This is a genomic window from Acetobacter sp. DsW_54, from assembly GCF_002153575.1.
Lineage (GTDB): Bacteria > Pseudomonadota > Alphaproteobacteria > Acetobacterales > Acetobacteraceae > Acetobacter > Acetobacter fabarum.
Map to the genome: position 1 here is coordinate 78,550 of NZ_JOPD01000003.1, position 22,386 is coordinate 100,935.

The window sequence follows — 22,386 nt, forward strand, 5'->3', positions numbered from 1 at the left end:
ATAAAGCTACAATTCGTGGGAGCAACCGCCCTGCTCTTTGCATAGCACTGCCTGCTCCAGCCAGTGTGCGGCCGTTGCAAGCGGGTGGTGCCAACTGGGAACATCCCCCTCCGGGGCAGGCTGCCGGACAATCCGGACCGAAGGGTACCACACGCTGCGCTCCAGCGCACCGGGGGAAGCCGTGCCCCCTGCGGGAAGGGTAGAGGCCGCTGCCCAACGCCAGTCCCCTGCATACCGGTTCAGCAACAGGGTGGGTTTGCCCAGCAACCCCGCCAGATGAACAATCATGGTGTCCACACTCACCACCACATCCAGCCCGGCTATGAGCCGGGCCGTGGCCAGCAGGTCCCCCGCTGGCAGGGGGCTAAGTGGTAGCGGCACATCCTCCAGCCGCGAACAGGGCTGCAAAGCCTGAAAACTCACGCCTTTTACAGCAGCGAGCCCGCCCAGCAGGGCCGGAGCAAGCGAGCGCCTGCGGTCAAACTGGTAGCTGGGGTTACCTGACCAGCACAGCCCCACCCGCAACCCCTCCCCCACACATGGCGGAACTGGCCCTGCAAAACACGCAAGGTCAGGCTGCCAGGCAAAAGGGCTTGCCACCCCAAGCCTTTGGGGCAGGCTTAACAGGCTGCAACATGCCTCCGCGTGGCTTGCCTGTTCCGGCCAGCAAAGCTGCACACGCCCACCCCATTGGGGGAGCAGGCAACGCACAAGCGCGTGCATACTCTGGGGCACCAGCAGGCTAACCCGTGCCCTTTGGGCCGCCAGCCCCACATAGCGCAGGAACTGCAAGGCATCGCCCAGCCCCTGCTCCGCATAGAGCAGCACGGCACCTGTTGTGGCGCGCCCATCCCACTGCGCCATGCTGGCTACACAATGTGGGGGTGCCAGCAGGTCCCGGCGCGCTTCAAACAGCGCCCACCCCTGCGCAAACTCCCCGACAGACAGGCAAAGGCCGGCAAGGTCCAGCGTTGCACGTGCCCGGTCCTGTAGCGTGGTGGCCCGTTGCATGGCCTGTGTAAACAGGTCCCGCGCGGTTTGTGTATGGCCAAGGTCCATCAGCACCGTGCCATAATTAAGTGCTAGCCGGGCATCATCCGGGCGCTGCCTGTAGGCGGCTTCCAGCACTTGCCCGGCACTGTGCAACCGGCCCTGCGCCATAAGCACAAGTCCCAGATTTGTCAGGGTTTCCGCTACATCCGGGGCCAGTGCGGCTGACAGGCGCAGGGCCTGCTCCGCTCCCTCATAATCCCGTATGGCAAACAGGGCTGCCCCGTGGTTTGCCAGAGCCTGCGGGTTATCCGGCATGGCCTGCGCCACATACCGGAAATGCGGTTCCGCCTCCCCCATGCGCCCGGCACGCTCAAGCAGCATGGCATGCAGGTTATGGGCGGCAACATCCTCCCCCGCCAGCCTTAGTGCCCGGGCGGACAGGCTGATTGCCTCCTCCACCCGCCCATGCCGGGCCAGAAAGGCCGCCAGCGCCATGTGCCGCGCTGGCTCCAGCGGGCGCAGGGTGCGTGCTTTTTTCAAGGCCTGCTCGGCCTCGGGCAGGCGGCCTGACTTTTCCAGTATCTGGCCCATGGCGTCATGCGCGCGGGGGTCTGCGGGCGTTGCAAGCACGGCCACATTGGCCGCCGCCCGCGCCTGCTCCACATGCCCCAGTTCCAGCAGGGCCAACCCCAGCGTGATATAAAAAAACGGCTCCCCCGCCAGCTCCACCGCCTTGCCCGCAAGGGCTACTGCGGCCGCTGCATTCCCCCCGGCACGGGCAATACAGGCCATGGCGTGCCAGCCCTGTGCATCCGCCGGGTTAAGGCGCAAATGCGCGCGCAAAAGGGATTCGGCCTGCTCGGCATCCCCCCGCGCCAGACAGGCCAGCGCCATATCCGCCGGCGCCAGCGGAGGGTCCTGATCCGTTTTTTTCCCGTTCACGCGGTCTGCCCCTTTAATTTTGCAGCCAAACCCGGCCTGAAAGGTGGATATGCCCGATCAGACACATTTTGTTTGCGGGCATGATGCTGTAGCATCCCCTGCATGAACAAAGCCTATCTTTCCCTCGAACGCCACTTTGCGCGCCTTTCCTCCCTCAATGATGCCCTTGGTATTTTGGGGTGGGACAAGGAAGTTATGATGCCATCGGGCGCTGCCGAGCGCAGGGCAGATAATCTGGCCATGCTGGAAGGGCTGCGCCACGAAATCCTGACCGCTCCGGTTATGGCGGACCTGCTGGCCGAGGCCGATGCGGGGGATGATCCGTGGCGCGCTGCCAATCTGGAGCAGATGCGCAGGCAGCACACTCAGGCCACCGCCCTGCCGGGCGAACTGGTGGAAGCCAGCGCACAAGCCACGGCACGGTGCGAAATGGCATGGCGTACCGCGCGTGAGGAAAGTGACTTTAAAAGCCTTGAGCCGCATCTGGCAGAAGTGCTGCGCCTGACCCGTGCAACCGCCGTAGCCACGGGCGAGGCCATGGGGCTGACTGACTACGATGCCCTGCTCGACAGTTTTGACCCCGGCACCCGGCAGGTGGACATTGACCCTGTTTTTACGTCTCTGGCCGCAGAACTGCCTGAACTGATTGGCTCCGTGCTGGAACAACAGGCCAGTCTGCCAGCCCTTCAGCCCCCCGCAGGTCCATTCCCCATTGCACGGCAGGAAGCTCTGGGCCGCCGCCTGATGCACCATATGGGGTTTGACGTAACACGCGGCAGGCTGGACGTAAGCGCGCACCCGTTCTGCGGTGGTGCGACCCACGACGTACGCCTGACCACCCGCTACGTGGAGGCGGATTTTATTCCCGCCATGATGGGTGTGCTGCACGAAACAGGCCACGCCCTGTATGAAATGGGGCTCCCGGCCGAATGGGCCAGCCAGCCTGTGGGCCAGTCCGGCGGCATGACCCTGCATGAAAGCCAGTCCCTGCTGATGGAAATGCAGTTCTGCCGTTCCCTCACCTTTGCAAACTGGCTGGCTCCGCAGGTGCGCAACAGTTTTGGCGTGGCGGATAACACCCCCGGATGGGACGCAGCCAGCCTGCACCGGCACCTGACGCATGTTGAACCCGGCTTTATTCGGGTGGATGCGGATGAGGTCACATACCCCGCCCATATTCTGGTCCGCTACGAGCTGGAAAAAGCCCTGATCTCGGGCGATCTGGCACTGGCCGACCTGCCCGGAGCCTTTAATGACCGCCTGCACGCCCTGCTGGGCCTGCGCGTACCAGATGACCGGCGCGGCTGTTTGCAGGATATTCACTGGCCAGCGGGGCTGTTCGGCTACTTCCCCTGCTATGCCCTTGGTGCCATGACCGCAGCCCAGTTGCGCAACGCGGCCTGCAAAGCCAACCCGGCCATTCTGCCCGCCATTGGCCAGGGGGATTTTGCCCCCCTGCTGGCATGGCTGCGCCAGAATGTTCATGGCCGCGCGCGCAGTGCCAGCATGCCCCGGATCATACAGGATGCCACCGGCAAACCGCTGGACGCCACGGCCTACCTGACCCATATCCGCCGCCGTTACCTTGAGCGCGCACCCGATGCGTAAAAGGCAGCGCACCACACCCACAACAAACCGGCCCTGCACACAAGGCGTTTGCAAGGCCCGCCTGTGGGGCGGAAACTCCTGCCCACGTTTTTATGCCTGACTCTCCACCAACCGGGTGCCCGCGCGCATGACTGTTCTTATCCCCCGCTCTTACGCCCCCAATCGCCGCGCGGCTTTTGGCCTGCTGGCAGCGTTGTTTGCTCTCCCGCTGGCCAGCGCCCCGGCATGGGCGCTGCACATGCCCAAGGTTGCGGAACTGCCTGCCAGTGCGCTCCAGCCCTTCATGCAGTCCAGCAGCCAGATATGGGATGCAGTGCTCCCCCTGCCTGACGGACGCATGCTGCTGGAAGCCCCGGCATGGGTTGGCAACACCGGCCCGCAGCTTTTTGTGCGGGACACAAACGGGCAACTGGCCGCATGGCCCAATGCTGCATGGAACGCGCCCGAAGGGGATGCACAAACCCGGTTTGTAGCCCTTGGCGGGCTGACCAGAACCGCGGACGGCCACATATGGGTGCTCGACAGCGGCGTGACAAACCGCAAGAGCCCGCCCGTAGCCGCCCCCAAACTGGTGGAAATTGACCCTGGCACCAATACCGTACTCCGCACGGTACCCGTACAGGCCAGCGCCTTGCGGCCGGGGAGCATTCTGTCGGGCATTGCCGTGCATGGCACTACGGCTTACGTGCCCGATTCAGGCGTTGCGGGCCTGCTGGTCATTGACATTGCCACCGCCACAGCCCGGCGCTTTCTGGACCACCACCCCGACCTTATTGCCAGCCGCCCGATTGTAACGCCCACCGGCCCGGTGCGGGACAACACAGGCCGTTACGCAGCCGTGGATGCCAGCATGGTTGCGGTCAGCCCCGATGGCACGTGGATTGTGCTGCAGGCTCCGGGGCAATACCTCTCCCGCGTGTCCACCGCCATTTTTACCGACCCCGACATAACCCCCGCCGCGTTTGAAGAAAGCGTGACACAGTGGTTCAAAACCCCATCGCTCGGCGGCATGACCATTGATAATGACGGCACGCTTTACTGGGCCGACATCACAACATCGAGTATTCTCAGCTACACCACTGGGCGGGTGCCACGCAGGCTGATAACCGACCCGCGCCTGCAATGGCCGACCACACCGGGGCTGGACGGGCACGGGCACCTGTATGTTTCCGCCAGCCAGCTCAACCACAGCACGGCTTTTGGCGCACCCTCGGCCACCATTACATGGCCGATCACCATTTACGAGCTGACCCTGCCCACAACACCCCCGCCGGGTTAGGCACTGCCGAAATTATCGTACAAGCCACTTCGCGGCATCCGTCATTCAGGATATAAACGCCCTCATGCGCTACATTTCCACACGCGGGAATGCTCCCGTTCTTTCTTTTTCCGATGTCCTGCTGAGTGGCCTTGCCGAAGATGGCGGGCTGTATCTGCCACAGACATGGCCCGAATTCTCGCTAGCCGAGTGGCAGGCCATGCGTGCCCTGCCCTACCCGGAACTGGCCGCCCGTATTCTGGCCCGCTTTACCGGCTCCGATATTGACGAAGACACGCTCAAAACCCTGTGCGCCAAAGCCTATGCCGGTTTTGACCATCCCGCCATTGTGCCGCTGACACAGGTGGAGGACGGGCTGTTCGTGCAGGAACTGTTCCACGGCCCGACCCTTGCCTTCAAGGACATGGCCATGCAGGTGCTTGGCCAGCTTTTTGAGCATGTTCTGACCCAGCGTAACGAGCACGTCACCATTGTCGGTGCCACCTCGGGGGATACGGGCTCCGCTGCCATTGAAGCCTGCCGGGGCCGCAAACGCCTGTCCGTGATCATCCTGCACCCCAAGGGCCGCACATCGGAAGTGCAGCGCAGGCAGATGACCACCGTGCGTGAACCCAACGTGACCAACCTTGCGGTTGAAGGCACGTTTGATGATTGTCAGGACCTGGTAAAAAGCCTGTTTGCGGATATTCCCTTCCGCCGGGAAATGCACCTTTCTGCCGTCAATTCCATCAACTGGGCGCGTATTGCCGCGCAAATCCCGTACTATGTGCATGCGGCACTTGCTCTGGGCGCACCGGAGCGTGAAGTCTCCTTTGCCGTGCCCACGGGCAACTTTGGCAATATTCTGGCAGCATGGGCTGCGCGCAAGATGGGCCTGCCCATCCGCCAGCTTTGTGTCGGCTCCAACCGGAACGACATTCTCACCCGCTTCCTCAACGCCAATGACATGACCATCAAAGGGGTGGTGCCCAGCCTCTCCCCTTCCATGGACATTCAGGTTTCCTCCAACTTCGAGCGTCTGCTGTTTGAACTGCTCGGGCGGGATGCCCCGGCCTGCGCCCGGATCATGACCGGCTTCCGCAGCACAGGGCATATGGACGTACCGGCCGAAGTCTGGGAGAACGCCCGCACCCTGTTCTCTGGTCTGGCGCTGGATGATGCCCAGACCGAGGCCGAGATCCGCACCCTGCACCAGCGGTCCAGCTATATGGCCGACCCGCATTCCGCCATTGGTATTGCCGCTGGCCGCCGCTTCCGCCAGCCGGGTATTCCCATGGTGGCCGAAGCCACGGCACACCCGGCCAAGTTCCCCGACGCCATGGTGGCCGCAACGGGTATTCACCCCGCGCTCCCTGTGCATCTGGCGGACCTGTTCGAGCGGGAGGAACGTTACCGCACGGTCCCCGCGACCGAAGGCGCGATCAAGGATGCAGTCCGCGCGGCGGTTCTTTCCAACGCAGGCTAAGTAAAACACACCCTCCCCCTTTGCAGGGCTGCCCACGCGGCAGCCCTGCTGTTTTTCAGGACAAGAATGACAGACCCCATCCAGCTCACCCGCCTGCCCTCCGGCCTGACCGTTGTGACCGAACGCATGGACCGTGTGGAAACCGTTTCCTTCGGAGCCTATATTTCCGCTGGCACCCGGAACGAAACCGCGGCGGAAAATGGCGTATCCCATTTTCTGGAACACATGGCCTTCAAAGGCACGACCAGCCGCTCTGCCCTGCGCATTGCCGAAGAGATTGAAAATGTGGGCGGGCATATCAACGCCTATACCGCCCGCGAGCAGACGGTTTTTTACGTCAAGCTTCTCAAGGAAAATCTTGGGCTGGGGATCGACATTATTGGCGATATTCTCACCCACTCCACGTTTGATGCCGCCGAGCTTGAACGTGAACGGGGCGTGATCTTGCAAGAAATAGGTCAGGCGAACGATACGCCGGATGACGTTGTTTTTGACCATTTTCAGGAAACCGCTTTTCCCAACCAGCCCATGGGGCGCCCCATTCTGGGCACCGAGGCGCTGATCAAGGGCATGCAGCGCGATACGCTTACCTCGTATATGCGCACGCACTACAACCCTGCGAACATGATTGTGGCCGCCGCTGGCAATCTGGAGCATCAGGCTGTTGTTGCGCAGGTTGAGCAGCATTTTGCCCACCTGCCCACCACCAAGGCCCCAGCCATGGAGGCCGCACACTACGCCGGGGGCGAGTTCCGCCAGATCAAGGAACTGGATCAGGCGCATATTGTGCTTGGCTTCCCCTCCACCGGGTACCATGACCCCGACTATTACGCAGCCCTGCTGCTTTCCACCCTGCTGGGTGGGGGCATGTCCTCACGTCTTTTTCAGGAAATCCGGGAAAAACGCGGGCTGGTATATTCGGTCTATTCCTTTAACGCCCCGTTTGAAGGGGGCGGCGTGTTTGGCATTTATGCCGGCACGGGGGAAAAGGAATGCGCAGAGCTTATTCCCGTAACACTGGAAGAGCTGCGCAAGGTCCAGCTGGAAGTGAGCATGGACGAGCTGGTGCGTGCCCGCGCGCAGCTTAAATCCTCCCTGCTCATGTCGCTCGAAAGCACGGGTAGCCGGTGCGAGCAGATTGCACGGCAACTCCAGATTTTTGGCCGCGTCATCCCCACGCATGAAACCGTCGCCAAGATCGAGGCCGTCACGCGGGAGGACATCTGCCGTGCGGCAGCCCGCATTTTTGCCGGAACGCCAACACTTGCAGCCCTTGGCCCCATCGGCCACATTCCTTCCCTGCAAAGCATCAAGGAGACACTGGCAGCATGACGCAACAGCCCCTCGACCTTATTGCCGATCTGGTTAAGCTTGCGCGCACCAGTGGTGCGGATGCCGCCGATGCCGTTTTTGTCAGCAGTACCGCTGTAGGCGCTGGTGTGCGCAATGGCGTGACAGAAGAACTGGAACGCTCGGAAACAACTGATCTGGGGTTGAGGGTTTTTGTTGGCAACAAAAACGCCATTGTCTCCACCACAACTCCGGACCGGGCCAAGTTTGGCGCGCTGGTCGAGCAGGCTCTGGCCATGGCCCGCGTGCTCCCCGACGACCAGTACGCAGGCCTTGCGCCCAACGCCATGCAAGGCACATTCCAGACCAATGCTCTGGAACTGGCAGACCCGGCCGAGCCCGATACAGCCGCCCTGCTCGCACGCGCTCAGGCGGGGGAAGAAGCCGCACTGGCCATAAAAGGCGTGACCAACAGCGCGGGAAGCAGTGCATCCTGGGGGCGCACCGACATTACTCTGGCAACCTCCGCCGGGTTTGCGGGCACTTACAGCCGCACCAGCCATTCCAACTCTGTCTGTGTTCTGGCAGGTGCGGGAGATGGCATGCAGCGTGATTACGACTACCACGGCACAGTCTGGCTGCATGACCTGAAGGACGCGGCAGAACTTGGCCGCAATGCCGGGCAAAAAGCAGTTGCACGCCTGAACCCGAGCCGCCCCAAAACAGGGCGCTACCCTGTTGTGTTTGATCCGCGGGTTGCTGGCAGCTTTCTGGGGCATTTTGTGGGGGCCATTACGGGCACCGCCATTGCCCGTGGCACATCCTTCCTTAAAGACAAAATGGGGCAGGCCATTTTTGCCAGCTCGGTTGGCATTACCGATGACCCGACCCGCATAAAAGGCCTGCGCTCCCGCCCGTTTGACGGAGAGGGTATGGCCGTCGCCCCGCTCTCGCTCGTACAGGGTGGCGTTTTACAAACCTGGGTGCTGGACAGCCGGAGCGCGCGCCAGCTTGGCCTGCAAAGCAATGCCCGCGCAGCCCGCGGCACGGCCAGCCCGCCCGGTCCCTCGGCAAGCAACCTGTTCTTTGAACCCGGCCATCTTTCCCCCTCAGCCCTGATGGCCGACATTCGGGAAGGGCTGTACATTACGGAAATGATGGGCTCCTCCATTAACGGCCTGACCGGGGATTACAGCCGTGGTGCCTCGGGCTTCATGATCCGTGATGGCCAGATAGCCGAGCCCGTAGCGGGCTTTACCCTTGCGGGGAATCTGCTGGAAATTTTTGCTTCCATCACATTAGCGGATGATCTGGTATTCCGTTTTGGCACCGACGCCCCCACATTACGCACAGATGTCCTGAATACTGCCGGGGCATAACTGTTAGCCGGAGACCAAAAACCCGTGAAATCACGTCTGCTGCGATCGACCCTTCATGCATTGCTGGCTGCCAGCCTGCTGGCCGGACCCTTGGCCATACAGGCCGATGCACGGCCCGGTCAGGGTGGGTCCATGGGGAGCCGTGGTAGCCGCACATGGAGCGCGCCCCCTGTTACGCGCACAACGCCGTACAGTACCGCTCCCATGGACCGCTCCATTACGCCGCGCACTGCGCCCACCCCCGGCTATGGCGCACCGCAAATGGGTGCTCCCTTTGCCCGCCCCATGGGCTACCCCAACCGCCACCCGTTCCTGACCGGTCTGGCCGGTGGTTTTCTGGGGGCTGGGCTGTTTGGCATGTTGAGCGGCCATGGCTTTATGGGCGGGATGCACGGCTTCTTCAGCTTTCTGGGGCTTCTGGTCCAGATCGGGCTGGTGGTTATGCTCGTCCTGTGGCTGATCCGCCGGTTCGGGCGTTCCAGCCAGGGCACTAACGGGTTTGGCATGTCCTCCCCCCGCGGTATGCCCGGTGCAGCACCTGCCTCCCCCAGGCCATCCGCAGGAGGGGCGCCCGTGCAGATTACCACGGCGGATTACCAGTCCTTCCAGCAAACGCTGATGGATATTCAGAGTGCGTGGAACCAGCAGAACATTCCGGCCATGCAGCAGATGGCCACGCCGGAAATGGTCTCCTACTTCAATGAGCAGTTGGCAACTCTCGCCAGTCAGGGTGCCCGCAACGTTGTCTCGGATGTGCGTTTCCTTCAGGGGGATCTGGCCGAAGCATGGCGTGAGAACAACATGGATTACGCAAGTGTAGCCATGCGTTACAGCCTGATCGACCTGACAACCAACGCCACCGGTCAGGTGATTGATGGCAGCTCCACCACGCCCGTAACCATTACCGAGGTCTGGACATTTGTCCGTCCCTCCCGCGGGGGGCGCTGGCTGCTTTCGGCTATTCAGCAGGCCCGCTAAACCCCGGGCCAGACTGTTGCTACAATAGAAAACCCCGCCTTCCGTTATGGAGGGCGGGGTTTTTATATGCGTTCACCACAAAAAATACCGGTAATGGCCCATACCGGGCACGGCATTACGGGTGGAACAATGTCAGCCCAAACATAATGCCAGCCAGAACAAGCATGAACACAAGCATGCTCCGTACCCGCTGGCTCTGCCGCTTCTGCCGTTCAAGCTGTTCTGGGGTCTGGTCCATTGGGAGAGTGGTCATGCTGAGTGCATCCATATCTGAAAGAAGTGGTCACCAAGAAGGCCACAGAACAGAAAGAACAGATAAGCCAGAGAAAACCGGAACGAGATCCGCGCAGCCTTATCACCCTTCTGGCTGACGCCGTTTTCGTCCTGCGGTTCCAGAAGTACGCGCACAGCACAGGCAACAAACCCAAGCCCCAGCACCACGGCAGTCACCGTGTAGATCAGCCCGCTCTGCCCCACAAAGGACGGGATAAGCGAAACGGCGAGCAGCACCAGTGTGTAGGAGAATATCTGCCACCGTGTGTGACGCATGCCACGCACAACCGGCAGCATAGGAATACCCGCGCGCCCGTAATCCTTGCAGGCGTACAACGCCAAAGACCAGAAATGCGGCGGTGTCCAGAAGAATACAATACCGAACATGACCACCGGCATAAGGGCCATGTGGCCCGTAGCAGCTGCCCAGCCGATCATGGGGGGGAAGGCACCCGCTGCCCCACCAATAACAATGTTCTGCGGCGTGGAGCGCTTGAGCCACATGGTGTAAATAACGGAATAGAAGAAGATGGAAAACGCCAGAATAGCAGCAGCCAGTGTATTGGTTGCAATCCACATAAGGCAGACGGACAGGCAGGAAAGACCTACCCCGTAAGCCAGAGCCTCGTTCTGGGGAATACGCCCTGAGGGTACCGGCCGTGTAATGGTCCGCTGCATGACCGCGTCAATATCCCGGTCGTACCACATGTTAATGGCCCCGGCAGCGCCCGAGGCCAGACAGATGCAGAATATGGTAACCAGCCCCACAAACGGGTCAAGGTGCCCGGGTGCCATGAACATACCCGCAGCACCCGTAAACACGACCAGTGAAATAACCCGGGGCTTGAGCAGAGCCAGCCAGTCACGCGCCTGCGTACCAACCTGCTCCGTTTTAAAACGTGGCCGTCTGGCCTGCGGCTGGGAAAGACTGGCTTCGCTCATAGGGCAGACCCTCCGGCAGCGCTGGCTGCCACATTTGCATGACCCGTAACCATTGGAATATCACGCTGGAAGCTGATCACTGCTGCCAGCACAAACACCAGTGCGGCCATGCCAAACAGAGCACAACCCAGCACCTGCATGCCAGAAACAAACAGGCAAAGCGTTGCCGCCGTCGTTAATACAAAGTGTAGGCGAGCCAGCTTTTGTGGGTACCAGAACCCACAGGCCTCACCCCGCCAGAGGTAAAAACCACCGCAAACGGCATAAAGCGCGCCAAGCTGCAAGGCCGGGTGCAAGCCTGTGCCCTGCACAAGCTGGACAACCCAGCCACCGGCCACAACAGCCAGAAAACCCATGCCCCACAGCAGCGGCGTACGCAACGAAACCCGTGCCTTCCAGGTACCCGCAAGCCACAGACCGGCAAGGCACACGGCGGAGAGGGAGCACAACGCCAGCAGGCTGTTGCCAACCATTTGCGCCGTCTGGCTATCGGCTCCATGCGCCAGACTGCTTTTGGCCCATGCCACAACTCCCGAGGCCGCAGTAGCCGCCATAATATAGGCAACAGGGCGTGTTTTAACCTGCCCGATGCGGGCGGCCATTTCAAACACGATCCCGAACCCGGCCAGCAGGACAATCAACCCGATGGGGGCTGCAAAATACTCAGCGCCGATCACAGGGTTGGTCGCAGGCCACAGCCATGTCCGCAGCGTAGAAGCCGCAAAAACCGGAACACTCAGCAACAGCACGGCAGCAGACAGCATTTCCCCCCACACGAAGGGGGAGAAAGACGTCTGCTCCAGACTATCCGCGCAGCTGTCAAAAATAGTGCTCAACAGGACCATGGCGGACATAAGCGCGCCCAGTGACCACAGAATATGGGCAATACGTGCATCGGGCAGAGTGCAGGTCAGCACCGCAGCCAAGGCAAACACACCAACGGCTGCCAGATTAAGCCGCCCCAGCAGCATGCTCCCCCGCCCAAGGGCACGAGGCAGCCAGAGCGTGCCAAAACCACTGACCAGTGCGGGAACAACAACATACAGGAGCATCAGGGCCGGATGGGCCTGTGCAAGCCTGCCCCACAGCCCCGTTGCAGGCAACATGCCCATACCTGCCAGAACGGAAACACCGCCCCCAACAAGAGCGGCAGAAGCAGCAAGCAGCAGATACGCTGTTCCGGCGGCGGCATCCTGCCGTTGGCTGGCAGTTTTACCCACCGGAGCCGAATACTGGTGAGACAGGCTGTGAGCGGAGATCATGCTCCATGTTCCATATTCTGTGCAGGCCCGTAATGGAGAACAGTAAACCCGCTAGACAAAAAACGACCATATTCTAGTGTTTTATGGCACAAAAGCGTTCTGCCAAGCCACGCATGTCTAGCGCCCCAGCCAAAACTGGAGCGCACATGTTTATTAATCCGGCAGATTTTCCAGAGTAACCAGCGTGAAAAGGCCAAAAGGCCGCACTGGCTGAATAGTCGCCCGCGCGATGTCTGCCTGCGGGAGAAGCGATTCCATGGCAAAATCGGGGTGCCAGCCAAGCGAGTGGGAAGCGCGCGCCATGGCATGTTCCACTGCGCCGCGAATACCACCGGGGGCCAGAAAATGGTTGATGAACAGGATATGCCCGCCCGGACGGACAACACGCTTGAGTTCGCACAGCAGCTTGCGCGGGTGCGGCACAACGGATGCAACGAACATGGCAACGGCTGCATCGAACGAGTTGTCTTCGAACGTGGTGTCCTCTGCATCCATTTCCAGCAGGGCCGTCACATTGCTCAGGTTATCGCGTTTGACGCGTTCGCGCGCTTTGGCCAGCATGTCGGTTGAAAGGTCGATGCCGGTAATGACCTTGCTGCGGTTGTAATGCGGGAGCGCAAGCCCGGTCCCCACACCCACTTCCAGCACATCCTTGCCGGGCAGGGCATTGATCGTATTGACCGCCTTGAGGCGACCGAAACGCGAAATACCGCCGAATCCCAGATCATAGACATTGGCCCAACGCCGATAGGCCTGTTTGACGGCCTCCGCATCAAGCGCAGAACGCGAGGGAGGGGGTACGGGGCTTTCCCCTCCGCTGGAGGGGTATTCTTGGAGAACGTCACTCATGTTCTCTCTCTGCCCGCTGGCGGACATTTCTTCAAGAGCCACTATACTCTCTTCCTTCCTGCTTGCAGCACACACCACAAAAGTACCCTTGTGTGGCAGCCCGGCATGATACCGCCCAACAGGGTCTGACTGCTTTTATTGGACAGACAACTTACGTTCAATACAATCCCATATGCTGGCGGCACCATTCGTGCCATCAAACCGTTCCAGCTCCTGCAAACCGGTGGGGGATGTCACATTGATTTCCGTCAGATACTGCCCAATAACATCAATGCCTACAAAAATCAGGCCATGTTCTTTAAGAAACGGTCCGATTGCCTCACAAATCTCGCGATCACAGGCACTCAGTTCCACTTTGCAGGCCACGCCCCCCACATGCATGTTGGAGCGGTGGTCATCCCCCGATGGCACGCGGTTGATCGCACCAATCGGCTGACCATCCACCAGAATAATGCGTTTGTCCCCTGCGGTTACGGCGGGTTCGTACCGCTGGATCATGAGAGGTTCGCGCGAGCGGGCAAAGTGCATTTCCAGCAGGGCGTTCAGGTTCTGGTCATCCGCTTTAATCCGGAAAACGCCACTCCCGCCGTTACCAAACAGGGGTTTGACAATTATGTCCTTCCATTTGGCGCGGAATGCCCGAATCTGCTCGATGTCCCATGTCACCAGTGTTGGTGGCATCAGCTCGGGAAAATGCGTGACCAGCAGTTTTTCCGGGCTGTCACGCACCCAGCGCGGGTCATTGACCACGAGTGCGCGGTCAGGACCAACGCCGTGGATATGGTCCAGCATATGCGTGGCGGTAATATAAGCCATGTCAAACGGTGGGTCCTGGCGCATGAGCACCACATCCATCGTACGCAGCGAGCGGCGTTCGGCATCACCAAACGTGGCGTGCCGCCCTTTTTCCCGCCGCACGGTAACCGGGCGCATTAGAGCCGTGACATCGGTACGGGTTGCGCCACGCGCTTCGTGCACACCTTCATCCAGAGCCATGGACCCCACTTCGTACACAAACAGGCTATGCCCGCGTGCCTGAGCTTCGAGCATCAGGGCAAAGGTTGAATCCCCATCAATATTAACATGCTCAAGTGGGTCCATCTGGACCGCCACAAGCCGTGGAGAAGCCATAAACTCGGGTTCCTGTTTCTGCTGGCGAAGCGATTGCCTGCCATCCTGCCTTTTTTCACATCAACACGCAAACGCCGCCTGCTAGCGCGCACCGCCAGAAAGCAAAGCAGCATCACGCATAAAGCCCGGCACCGCACAGCGCAGCCTTACATGGAAGATGGAATACGTATCTGCCACCACACCCCGGCGCGCGCGCACCTGCTCTGGCAATACGTCCAGCACCTCAAAAAACCGGGTATCTGGCGGCCCCTGCCGCCGGTGGCTGAGAACAAGGTAGGCCTGTGCCCCACATGCTGGCCGGGGGAGCGCAAATAGCGCCCAGCGCGGTTCAACCCCGGCAACCACCCGCTCCGGCGCATAAAATGCCAGCTCGGACGCCAGACCATATTCATCCGCAACAAGCGGGAACCCCTGCGGCACCTGCGCCGAGACAGCACGCGCAAAAGCGGGCCACCCCCCAACCTGCCGCAAGGTGACATCCAGATGAGGAGACAGGCGTAGCGGCATGAATGCCGCCTGCACACAAACGATACCCGTAAGCCCCAGCCCCAGAAAACCTGCCACCTTCCACCACGGCCAGAGCACCCATGCAGCAGCAAGCGCCAAGGCAGGGTACAGCATGACTGGCCAGTTAGCCTGCACCCGCGCACCCAGTGCATGCTGCACAAACACGGCCACGGGCAGCATGATCATGCACAGCAGCAATACGGAAAAACTATCCCGCCGCCGCCAGAGCAACCAGACACCACCTGCAAAAAACAGAAAAACCAGCGGGCTTGCCAGCCCAGCCTGCCCGCCCAGCAACTCGCCCATAAAGCCAAGCGCACGTGTGGGATTCCAGTCCCCCAGCCGTCCACCCTGCTTGAAAAAGCTGACCCAGCCATGCTGCGCATTCCACCAGACTACCGGAATAACGCAGACAGCCGCCACGCACGCGCCCACAAACGGCCACGGCGCACGCAGCCATGCCCTGCCCGCTTTGTTAGCAAGCAGCCACACGACAAGCCCGCCCAGCGGGAGCAGCATGGTGTATTTACTCTCAAACCCCAGCCCGGCTGCCAGCCCTACAACCAGCCACATCCAGTTCTGCCGCCCTAAACAGGCATGCACCAGACCCCAGAGCATCAGCGCTACGCACAGAAGCAAAGGGGTATCCGGGGTCATGACCAGAGTGCCAAGCCCGATGCCCAGAGTACCATTCAGCAAAACACCTGCGCGAATGGCCCCCGTGCGGGCCTGCTCCGGCGTAAGCTGGGTGCGCAACCAGCAGAACGCGGCCTGAACAACCAGCACCGTGCCCAAACAGGCGGAAAGTGGCCCCATAAGGCGCACACCTAAAGGAGTGTCGCCCACAAGGAACATGCCCACACGCGCCCAAACGGCCACCATGGGTGGGTGGTCCAGGTACCCCCCAGCTGGGGCCAGCGCCCATATGCGGTAATAAGCCTCATCCGGTGCAAGCGGGATGTACGCGGCCAGCACAAGGCGCAAAACGGTAACAAGACCCAGCCCCCACGCCCAGTATCCGTACTGTGCCAGACCGCCGCGCAAGATTACCGGGTTCTCCAGACAATTGTGGAGGACATGGCATAATTCCAGACTACGGCCAGCACGGCCCCAGCCAGACTGGCCTCATTCACCCTGTAGCTTTGCGCATACATCAGATGTGCCACACCCACATCGGCCAGTGCTCCTACGGAACAGACCAGCATAAACAGGACCAGCCCCCACACACAGCGCCTGCCGTGCAGACGCCGGTCCCGATAGGTGAAGTTATTATCCAGCGAAAAATTCACAACCATGGCGGCAACGGTACCAATGGCCTGCGCGGTGGAAAAATGCACCCCGCACAGCCAGACCAGATGCATAACCCCCAGATTGGCGACAATCCCCGCCAGCCCCACGGCGCAGAAGGCCACAAAGCGCAAAGGCACCAACCCGCGTGAGACTTTTTCGACCAGAAGAGCGGCAAACTGGAGCATAACCAGAGCATCCAGCTTACTCTCCCCCGCCACACGGGGTTTGAAGCCACAATCTATCTCACGCACAGTAAGTGGCTTTTTGGATGAAAGCAGCAGATCAAGCAGGATTTTAAACCCGGCCCCCGACAGATGCGGCGCAATGGCCACAAACGTATCCCGGCGCAAGGCAAAAAAGCCGCTCATGGGGTCTGTCAGCCTGACCGGCAAAAACCGCTGCGCCAGCCATATTCCGCTATCCGACAAGGCATGCCGCCACGCATTGGCCAGCCCCGCATTGCTACCGCCTTCCACATGGCGGCTGCCAACGGCAATATCGCACGCACCCGTGGATACGGCATCTATCAGGGCGATCAGGCGGCTTTCATCATGCTGCAGGTCACCATCCATGATGGCGACAACCTGCGCGGAGGAGGACAGAACCCCTTCTATAACCGCAGAGGAAAGCCCCCTGCGGCCAATACGGCAGATGCCACGCACATAGCTTTTGTGCCTTGCCTGCGCGCATATTGTTGCTGTTGTGCCATCGGGTGAATTGTCATCGACAAAAATCACTTCCCAACGGCGGCCCGCCATAACGGATTCCAGCATGGCAACAAGGGGTGCCACGTTGGCGGCTTCATTATAACACGGTACAATAATGCTGATTTGGGGACCACCTGCCATACCGCCCTCGGGCGCATCCGTGGCTGGCATTACTCCGCGGTTCCTTCCCGCGGGCCGGGCAATGGCACACCCTTGCGTTCCAGACTGGTGCGGATGGTCTGCAATGTCTGCACCCGAATAACGTGTGCGGCTTCGGTCAACTGCCGGGTCAGTGCATTTTCATGCGCTGCGTCACGCGCGATCAGGCGGACCAGAAAATCCCCCCCACCGCGAATCATGTGGCATTCACGCACTTCTGGCCATTCGGCAAGCTGGCGTTCAAAGGCGGAGAGCACGGTTTCTTTCTGGCTATCCAGACCAATCAGCGCAAAAAAGATGATTGGCCACCCAAGGGCCGTTGCATCCGGCTGGGCGTGATAACCACGGATAACGCCTTCCTCCTCCAGCCGCCGAACACGACGGAGGCAGGGAGGAGCGGAAATACCAACACGCCGCGCCAGTTCGACATTGGTCATGCGACCGTCATCCTGCAATTCAGCTACGATACGAAGATCAACAGCGTCCAGATCCGTCACCTTATCCGACCTATCCTGTGCAAGATGCCACTCCCATGAAGAGTGGGGAGTATATGCCACGCTCCCCGCCATGCCGCAAACTGATCTCTCAACACTTGCTCAACGCCAAGTCACCCGTCATATCCTTTTGTCCAACACATTTTGGACCATGCTTGCGCGGCACAACTGCACCCGCACTTCTTGCTTTGGGGAACTCTTCTGGCATGACTGAGACCATCACAACCGACCTGCTTGTTATCGGCGCAGGCCCCGCAGGCTACACGGCGGCCATTTACGCTGCCCGCGCCAACCTTTCCCCCGTTCTGGTGGCTGGCCTGCAACCCGGCGGGCAGCTGACCATTACAACGGATGTAGAAAACTACCCCGGCTTTGCCAAAGCCGTGCAGGGGCCGTGGCTGATGGAACAGATGGCCGAGCAGGCCCTGAATGTTGGCACCCGCATTGAATACGACATTATTACCGAGGTGGACTTCAGCACGGGTTCCCCCTTCCGGCTGGTTGGGGATTCCGGCACCATCTATAATGCCAGGGCCATTATTGTTGCGACAGGTGCCCAGGCACGCTGGCTTGGCCTGCCGAGCGAAAAACGCCTGCAAGGCGGTGGTGTTTCCGCCTGCGCCACCTGCGATGGCTTTTTCTACCGGGGTAAAAAGGTAGCTGTGGTTGGTGGTGGCAATACCGCAGTGGAAGAAGCGCTGTACCTGACCCACCACGCAGCCCACGTGACCCTGATCCACCGCCGCGACTCCCTGCGGGCTGAAAAAATCCTACAGGACCGGCTGTTCAACCACCCCAAGATTTCGGTTATCTGGGATAGCGAGGTGGAAGATATTCTCTCCACCGGAACGCCAGAAGTGGTCAGTGCTGTGCGCCTACGCAACCTGAAGGACCAGAGCGAAACCACGCTGGAAATTGATGGCCTGTTCATTGCCATTGGCCATGCCCCCACCACCGGGATTTTCAAAGGCCAGCTCGCGCTCGATACCGAAGGGTATATTCAGACCCCCCCCGGAACGACCCGCACATCTGTCCCCGGTATATTTGCCGCGGGCGATGTACAGGACAAAATATACCGTCAGGCTGTTACAGCCGCAGGCACCGGCTGCATGGCAGCGCTGGACGCGGAACGGTATTTGGCAGAACTGCCCAAAACGTAACGCTGCCCATACCTTGACCACGTGCAGTAATTACTGCACGTAGTAACTTTGAAAGCATGGTATTGTGCTTTTGTAATTTCAGTCAATTTAGCAGGAGGCGTGCGTGGACTGGGACAAACTCCGGGTTTTCCATGCCGTAGCGGAAGCCGGTTCCTTTACCCACGCGGGGGATGTGCTTAACCTAAGCCAGTCTGCCGTATCCAGACAGATTTCTGCTCTGGAAGATGTTCTTCAGGTACCCCTATTCCACCGCCATGCGCGTGGATTGATCCTGACTGAGCAAGGGGAAACCTTGCATAAAACAGTGCGGGAGGTGTTCTCCAAGCTGGAGATGACACAGACCTTGCTGACGGAGAGCAAGGAAAAAGCCGCAGGCCGCCTACGGGTTACAACCACAACAGGCTTTGGTAACTGCTGGCTTATGCCACGACTCCATAAGTTTATGGAAGCCAACCCCGAAATTGATATCTGCCTTATTCTGGAAGATAACGATCTGGACCTTGGCATGCGTGAAGCGGATGTGGCCGTACGAATGCACGCCCCCCGCCAGCCGGATCTGATCCAGCGGCATCTGGCGGACTTCAACCTGCCCATTTTTGCCGCACCACAGTATATTGAACGCCACGGCATGCTTTCCAGCCTGGAAGACATTAAAAACCACCAGTTGGTTCTGTTCGGTGAGCACCACCCCCCGGTTGCCCATATCAACTGGCTGGCTGAAGCCGGGCAGGTCAGCAGCCACGCACGTCCTGCGCGACTGGAGGTCAACAGCATGGCCGCCATGGCCTCTGCCATTGCCGCCGGGCTGGGCATTGGGTCCATTCCGTCTTACGCCGCAAGCAAGTTTCCTGATCTGGTGCAGATCCTGCCGGAAATTACGACCCCAACGGTGGACGCCTATTTTGTCTATCCTGAGGAATTGCGCAGCTCCAAGCGTGTTGCCGTGTTCCGTGATTTTCTGATGAGCGAACTCGGTATTCGTTAAGACTGAATACACGGTTTTTAAAAATCCCGGCCTTTCCTCCATACGGAAAGCCGGGATTTTTTTGTTCCAAAATCAACCGCGCCTATAAAGCGTTACAGATATTCCAAAAACGCAGTCCTTATTCTCAAGAGGACAATACTAAATAGGAATACTGTCTTTTCTACCGTCCGCTCATCCTGCGAATGCGGTCGTTATCAGAAATATTATAATATTATCAATCAAACTTCATAAAACACCAAGACAACCACCAGAACCCGAGCACAGGACAAAGCCGCTCTGCACACCTGTATAATCATTGAGTATTATTAAACAAAATATTACGAATAATTTATACGAATTCCTTCAAATACTAAAAAAATCAATCGGGCATTCCAACATTTTATACCAGACGGACCTTATTTTTGCTTTTTTGTATATTGGTAGTTCACAACGATTAAATAATTGAGTATGGTTCTTATTATTCACACTGAATTTTTAATTAGGCCTGTCATGAGTGAGATCCAGAACTATTCGCCTCTCCTAGATCTTGTATCCGAGATCGTGTCTGCACACGTCTCCAACAACCCGACGGACCCTGCTGTCATTCCGGTTTTGATCAAGGACGTTTTTCAGGCTCTCAAAACGGCTGACCAGCCGCAGAGCGAACCGGAAAAACTGCAGCCAGCCGTTCCTGTCAAACGTTCGGTCTTCCCCGACTATATCGTTTGCCTTGAAGACGGCAAAAAGCTGAAGATGCTCAAGCGTCATCTTCAGAGCGCATATGGCATGTCCCCCGAGCAGTACCGTGAACGCTGGAACCTGCCTGCGGACTACCCCATGGTTGCCCCCAACTATGCAGAACGTCGTTCCACTCTGGCACGGGAAATCGGCCTTGGCCGCAAAATCCACGCTGCTGGTGATGAAGACGATACGTCTGGCCGTGCAAAGCGCGGTAAAAAGGCAGCAACCGCCTAAGATAATCCCGAATGCTACGGCGGTCTGGCCCTGTGCTCTGGCCGTCACGCATTTTTTATCTTGACGCTCAGCCATAGAGAACGGAATGCTTGCATCTGTCTGGCACAGATTCAGTCAGACCTTAATTCTCTACCCTATTCGGCAGGGGGCTCAATGACGCGGTCTGAACTTATTGCCATTCTTATAGAGAAAAACCCGCACCTACAGCTTAGAGAGGCTACGCTGCTGGTGAATACGGTTTTTGGTGGCATTACAAGCAGCCTGGCAGCAGGCAACCGCGTTGAGCTGCGTGGGTTTGGCGCTTTTTCCGTTAAGGAAAGAGAGCCACGCCTGGGCCGTAACCCCAAGACCGGGGAACAGGTCAAGGTCAGCAAAAAGCTGGTTCCTTTTTTCAAAACAGGCAAAGAGCTTCACCAGCGCCTGAATAAAGCGGATGCGGGCTAACCCTTCCCCTTTTTATCCTTCTTCTGCATTCCTGTGCTGCGTCATATAGTCGGCAGCCAGTCGCAAATCTTCTACAAAATGAGCATATTCGCGCTGTTTGCTGTCCTCGTCGCGCAACCGTAGCAGATAGGACGGGTGAACCGTTACCAGCCCCTGTGTCTGATCTTCCAGCGGGAATAGGCGTGAACGGGTGCGGGAGATTGTAACGGGTTGTTGCAGTACGCTCTGCGCGGCCGTTGCCCCCAACATTACCAGCAATGCCGGGCGAACAAGCCGGCGCTCCGCATTCAGCCACTCATGGCAGGCTGCTACATGCTCGACTTCGGGCTTATGATGCAGACGGCGGGTACCGTTCCACGTGAAATGAAAATGTTTGACGGCGTTGGTCACGTAAATCTGATCACGGTGCACCCCGGCATCCTGCAAGGCGCGGTCCAGAAGCTGGCCCGCTGGCCCCACAAAAGGCCGCCCCTGCAGGTCCTCCTGATCCCCCGGCTGTTCCCCCACAAACATAATGGGGGCATGCTCTGGCCCTTCGCCAAAAACCGTGCGGGAAGCAGGCTGCCACAGCGCACAGGCACGGCAATCCATTGCACGGGCTGCCAGCATGGCAAGGTTGGAGGCTTCTTCCACATCCTTACGCTGCGGGGGCAAAACGCTCAGGCCATACCCCCGCCAGATGCCTGTACCATCGGCCTGCCATTGCACTGCGGCATCATCCGCCTGCATATCTGTTCCCGCAGCAAAGCGTATGCCTCCGGCCCATTCCATCCGCCGGTACGGAGCTATAACCCGCCACGGCCTTACATTCCGCTCCATGCAGTAATGGGAGTTGGCTTCCAGAATATAATGCTCTGGCGTGCAATGCAGTACGTCACTCGCTCCCTGCGCGGTAAACGCGGAAAAAACTTCACGAAAATGCAGCGTATCTGCCCTGACAGCCGCCAAGGCCTGCCGGAGCCACAGCAGGTCCGGGTCAGTCGTATCTGTTAATGCCAGTCCGGCATACGCAAGGCGATAAACAATACGGTAAAGTATTGTAAACCGTTCGGGATCATGCGCCTGCAATGCTTGGGTCAGCACACCCACAAAACGGCGGGACAGGTTAAGGCCTTGCGGGGGCTCTGGTGGGTTTTGCGCAGGCTCGGCAGACCACGCAGCCCCCTGCCCTGCCTGAGCTACCTGCCAGAATATGGATTCCGGCAACACCCCGGCGCGCACAAAATGGCTGCTCGCCTTACGCCAAGTTGCAAAATCGACCTGATGCGCAAGAACAACCTCTGGCATGCGCCACT

The 22,386-nt window shown here is 59.4% G+C and carries 20 protein-coding genes; 10 read left to right on the forward strand and 10 right to left on the reverse strand.

Features of this window, described 5'->3' with window-relative positions:
• Window positions 1-6 precede the first annotated feature (6 nt).
• Window positions 7-1,935 (reverse strand): tetratricopeptide repeat protein, encoded by a 1,929-nt coding sequence (locus HK20_RS02130; RefSeq protein ID WP_233129039.1) that lies wholly within the window; start codon window positions 1,933-1,935, stop codon window positions 7-9.
• A gap of 102 nt (window positions 1,936-2,037) precedes the next feature.
• Between HK20_RS02130 and HK20_RS02135 the strand changes: the two genes are divergently transcribed.
• From HK20_RS02135 to HK20_RS02160, 6 genes are all read left to right on the forward strand, one after another.
• The gene (locus tag HK20_RS02135) at window positions 2,038-3,543 is read left to right on the forward strand and encodes a carboxypeptidase M32 (RefSeq protein ID WP_086645452.1); all 1,506 of its coding nucleotides are present in this window, start codon (window positions 2,038-2,040) and stop codon (window positions 3,541-3,543) included.
• Between the two features lie 127 nt (window positions 3,544-3,670).
• On the forward strand, window positions 3,671-4,822 hold the full coding sequence (locus HK20_RS02140; protein ID WP_086645453.1) for an L-dopachrome tautomerase-related protein: 1,152 nt from the start codon (window positions 3,671-3,673) through the stop codon (window positions 4,820-4,822).
• Between the two features lie 64 nt (window positions 4,823-4,886).
• Entirely contained in the window at window positions 4,887-6,287 is a 1,401-nt protein-coding gene (gene thrC, locus HK20_RS02145) for a threonine synthase (protein ID WP_086645454.1), read from the forward strand.
• A 66-nt stretch (window positions 6,288-6,353) separates the two neighbouring features.
• Entirely contained in the window at window positions 6,354-7,619 is a 1,266-nt protein-coding gene (locus HK20_RS02150; RefSeq protein ID WP_086645455.1) for a pitrilysin family protein, read from the forward strand.
• Window positions 7,616-8,956, forward strand: coding sequence for a TldD/PmbA family protein (locus HK20_RS02155; RefSeq protein ID WP_086645456.1), 1,341 nt, complete (start codon window positions 7,616-7,618; stop codon window positions 8,954-8,956). Before HK20_RS02150 ends, HK20_RS02155 begins: the two co-directional genes overlap by 4 nt.
• Window positions 8,957-8,980: 24 nt before the next feature.
• A complete protein-coding gene (locus HK20_RS02160) occupies window positions 8,981-9,934 on the forward strand; it encodes a TIM44-like domain-containing protein (RefSeq protein WP_086645457.1) in 954 nt (317 codons plus the stop codon).
• Between the two features lie 115 nt (window positions 9,935-10,049).
• On the opposite strand, the gene HK20_RS13050 is transcribed toward HK20_RS02160, so the two are convergent.
• The 8 genes from HK20_RS13050 to HK20_RS02195 form a co-directional block, all read right to left on the reverse strand.
• Window positions 10,050-10,187: a hypothetical protein gene (locus HK20_RS13050; protein WP_165925424.1), complete on the reverse strand. Its 138-nt coding sequence runs from the start codon at window positions 10,185-10,187 to the stop codon at window positions 10,050-10,052.
• A complete protein-coding gene (locus HK20_RS02165; RefSeq protein ID WP_086645458.1) occupies window positions 10,184-11,149 on the reverse strand; it encodes a heme o synthase in 966 nt (321 codons plus the stop codon). The genes HK20_RS13050 and HK20_RS02165 overlap by 4 nt, the downstream gene beginning before the upstream one ends.
• Window positions 11,146-12,411: a cbb3-type cytochrome c oxidase subunit I gene (locus HK20_RS02170; RefSeq protein WP_086645459.1), complete on the reverse strand. Its 1,266-nt coding sequence runs from the start codon at window positions 12,409-12,411 to the stop codon at window positions 11,146-11,148. Before HK20_RS02170 ends, HK20_RS02165 begins: the two co-directional genes overlap by 4 nt.
• A gap of 153 nt (window positions 12,412-12,564) precedes the next feature.
• The gene (locus HK20_RS02175) at window positions 12,565-13,260 is read right to left on the reverse strand and encodes a class I SAM-dependent methyltransferase (protein WP_086645670.1); all 696 of its coding nucleotides are present in this window, start codon (window positions 13,258-13,260) and stop codon (window positions 12,565-12,567) included.
• A gap of 135 nt (window positions 13,261-13,395) precedes the next feature.
• Window positions 13,396-14,391: a glutathione synthase gene (gshB, locus tag HK20_RS02180; RefSeq protein ID WP_086645460.1), complete on the reverse strand. Its 996-nt coding sequence runs from the start codon at window positions 14,389-14,391 to the stop codon at window positions 13,396-13,398.
• A gap of 81 nt (window positions 14,392-14,472) precedes the next feature.
• On the reverse strand, window positions 14,473-15,942 hold the full coding sequence (locus HK20_RS02185) for a glycosyltransferase family 39 protein (RefSeq protein WP_233129040.1): 1,470 nt from the start codon (window positions 15,940-15,942) through the stop codon (window positions 14,473-14,475).
• A gap of 2 nt (window positions 15,943-15,944) precedes the next feature.
• Entirely contained in the window at window positions 15,945-17,066 is a 1,122-nt protein-coding gene (locus HK20_RS02190; protein WP_086645462.1) for a glycosyltransferase, read from the reverse strand.
• The gene (locus HK20_RS02195) at window positions 17,066-17,491 is read right to left on the reverse strand and encodes an Lrp/AsnC family transcriptional regulator (protein ID WP_233129058.1); all 426 of its coding nucleotides are present in this window, start codon (window positions 17,489-17,491) and stop codon (window positions 17,066-17,068) included. The genes HK20_RS02190 and HK20_RS02195 overlap by 1 nt, the downstream gene beginning before the upstream one ends.
• 263 nt (window positions 17,492-17,754) lie before the next feature.
• Between HK20_RS02195 and trxB the strand changes: the two genes are divergently transcribed.
• The 4 genes from trxB (at window position 17,755) to HK20_RS02215 (ending at window position 21,091) form a co-directional block, all read left to right on the forward strand.
• A complete protein-coding gene (gene trxB, locus HK20_RS02200) occupies window positions 17,755-18,708 on the forward strand; it encodes a thioredoxin-disulfide reductase (protein ID WP_086645464.1) in 954 nt (317 codons plus the stop codon).
• 103 nt (window positions 18,709-18,811) lie between these two features.
• Window positions 18,812-19,693, forward strand: a complete 882-nt coding sequence (locus HK20_RS02205; protein ID WP_086645465.1) for a LysR family transcriptional regulator — start codon at window positions 18,812-18,814, stop codon at window positions 19,691-19,693.
• A 489-nt stretch (window positions 19,694-20,182) separates the two neighbouring features.
• The gene (locus HK20_RS02210) at window positions 20,183-20,647 is read left to right on the forward strand and encodes a MucR family transcriptional regulator (protein ID WP_086645466.1); all 465 of its coding nucleotides are present in this window, start codon (window positions 20,183-20,185) and stop codon (window positions 20,645-20,647) included.
• A gap of 153 nt (window positions 20,648-20,800) precedes the next feature.
• Entirely contained in the window at window positions 20,801-21,091 is a 291-nt protein-coding gene (locus HK20_RS02215; protein WP_086645467.1) for an integration host factor subunit beta, read from the forward strand.
• Between the two features lie 12 nt (window positions 21,092-21,103).
• Here the strand turns inward: HK20_RS02215 and HK20_RS02220 are convergent, their stop codons facing one another.
• On the reverse strand, window positions 21,104-22,378 hold the full coding sequence (locus HK20_RS02220) for a UdgX family uracil-DNA binding protein (RefSeq protein WP_086645468.1): 1,275 nt from the start codon (window positions 22,376-22,378) through the stop codon (window positions 21,104-21,106).
• Window positions 22,379-22,386: the final 8 nt, after the last annotated feature.

Bases quoted from the DNA above. Each gene is read 5' to 3' on its own strand.
- thrC (WP_086645454.1), top strand. From the start codon at position 4,887: ATGCGCTACATTTCCACACGCGGGAATGCTCCCGTTCTTTCTTTTTCC.
- HK20_RS02190 (WP_086645462.1), bottom strand. From the start codon at position 17,066: ATGCCAGCCACGGATGCGCCCGAGGGCGGTATGGCAGGTGGTCCCCAA.
- HK20_RS02135 (WP_086645452.1), top strand. From the start codon at position 2,038: ATGAACAAAGCCTATCTTTCCCTCGAACGCCACTTTGCGCGCCTTTCC.
- HK20_RS02165 (WP_086645458.1), bottom strand. From the start codon at position 11,149: ATGAGCGAAGCCAGTCTTTCCCAGCCGCAGGCCAGACGGCCACGTTTT.
- HK20_RS02155 (WP_086645456.1), top strand. From the start codon at position 7,616: ATGACGCAACAGCCCCTCGACCTTATTGCCGATCTGGTTAAGCTTGCG.
- gshB (WP_086645460.1), bottom strand. From the start codon at position 14,391: ATGGCTTCTCCACGGCTTGTGGCGGTCCAGATGGACCCACTTGAGCAT.
- HK20_RS13050 (WP_165925424.1), bottom strand. From the start codon at position 10,187: ATGACCACTCTCCCAATGGACCAGACCCCAGAACAGCTTGAACGGCAG.
- HK20_RS02220 (WP_086645468.1), bottom strand. From the start codon at position 22,378: ATGCCAGAGGTTGTTCTTGCGCATCAGGTCGATTTTGCAACTTGGCGT.
- trxB (WP_086645464.1), top strand. From the start codon at position 17,755: ATGACTGAGACCATCACAACCGACCTGCTTGTTATCGGCGCAGGCCCC.
- HK20_RS02210 (WP_086645466.1), top strand. From the start codon at position 20,183: ATGAGTGAGATCCAGAACTATTCGCCTCTCCTAGATCTTGTATCCGAG.
- HK20_RS02150 (WP_086645455.1), top strand. From the start codon at position 6,354: ATGACAGACCCCATCCAGCTCACCCGCCTGCCCTCCGGCCTGACCGTT.
- HK20_RS02175 (WP_086645670.1), bottom strand. From the start codon at position 13,260: ATGAGTGACGTTCTCCAAGAATACCCCTCCAGCGGAGGGGAAAGCCCC.
- HK20_RS02170 (WP_086645459.1), bottom strand. From the start codon at position 12,411: ATGATCTCCGCTCACAGCCTGTCTCACCAGTATTCGGCTCCGGTGGGT.
- HK20_RS02140 (WP_086645453.1), top strand. From the start codon at position 3,671: ATGACTGTTCTTATCCCCCGCTCTTACGCCCCCAATCGCCGCGCGGCT.
- HK20_RS02195 (WP_233129058.1), bottom strand. From the start codon at position 17,491: ATGACCAATGTCGAACTGGCGCGGCGTGTTGGTATTTCCGCTCCTCCC.
- HK20_RS02215 (WP_086645467.1), top strand. From the start codon at position 20,801: ATGACGCGGTCTGAACTTATTGCCATTCTTATAGAGAAAAACCCGCAC.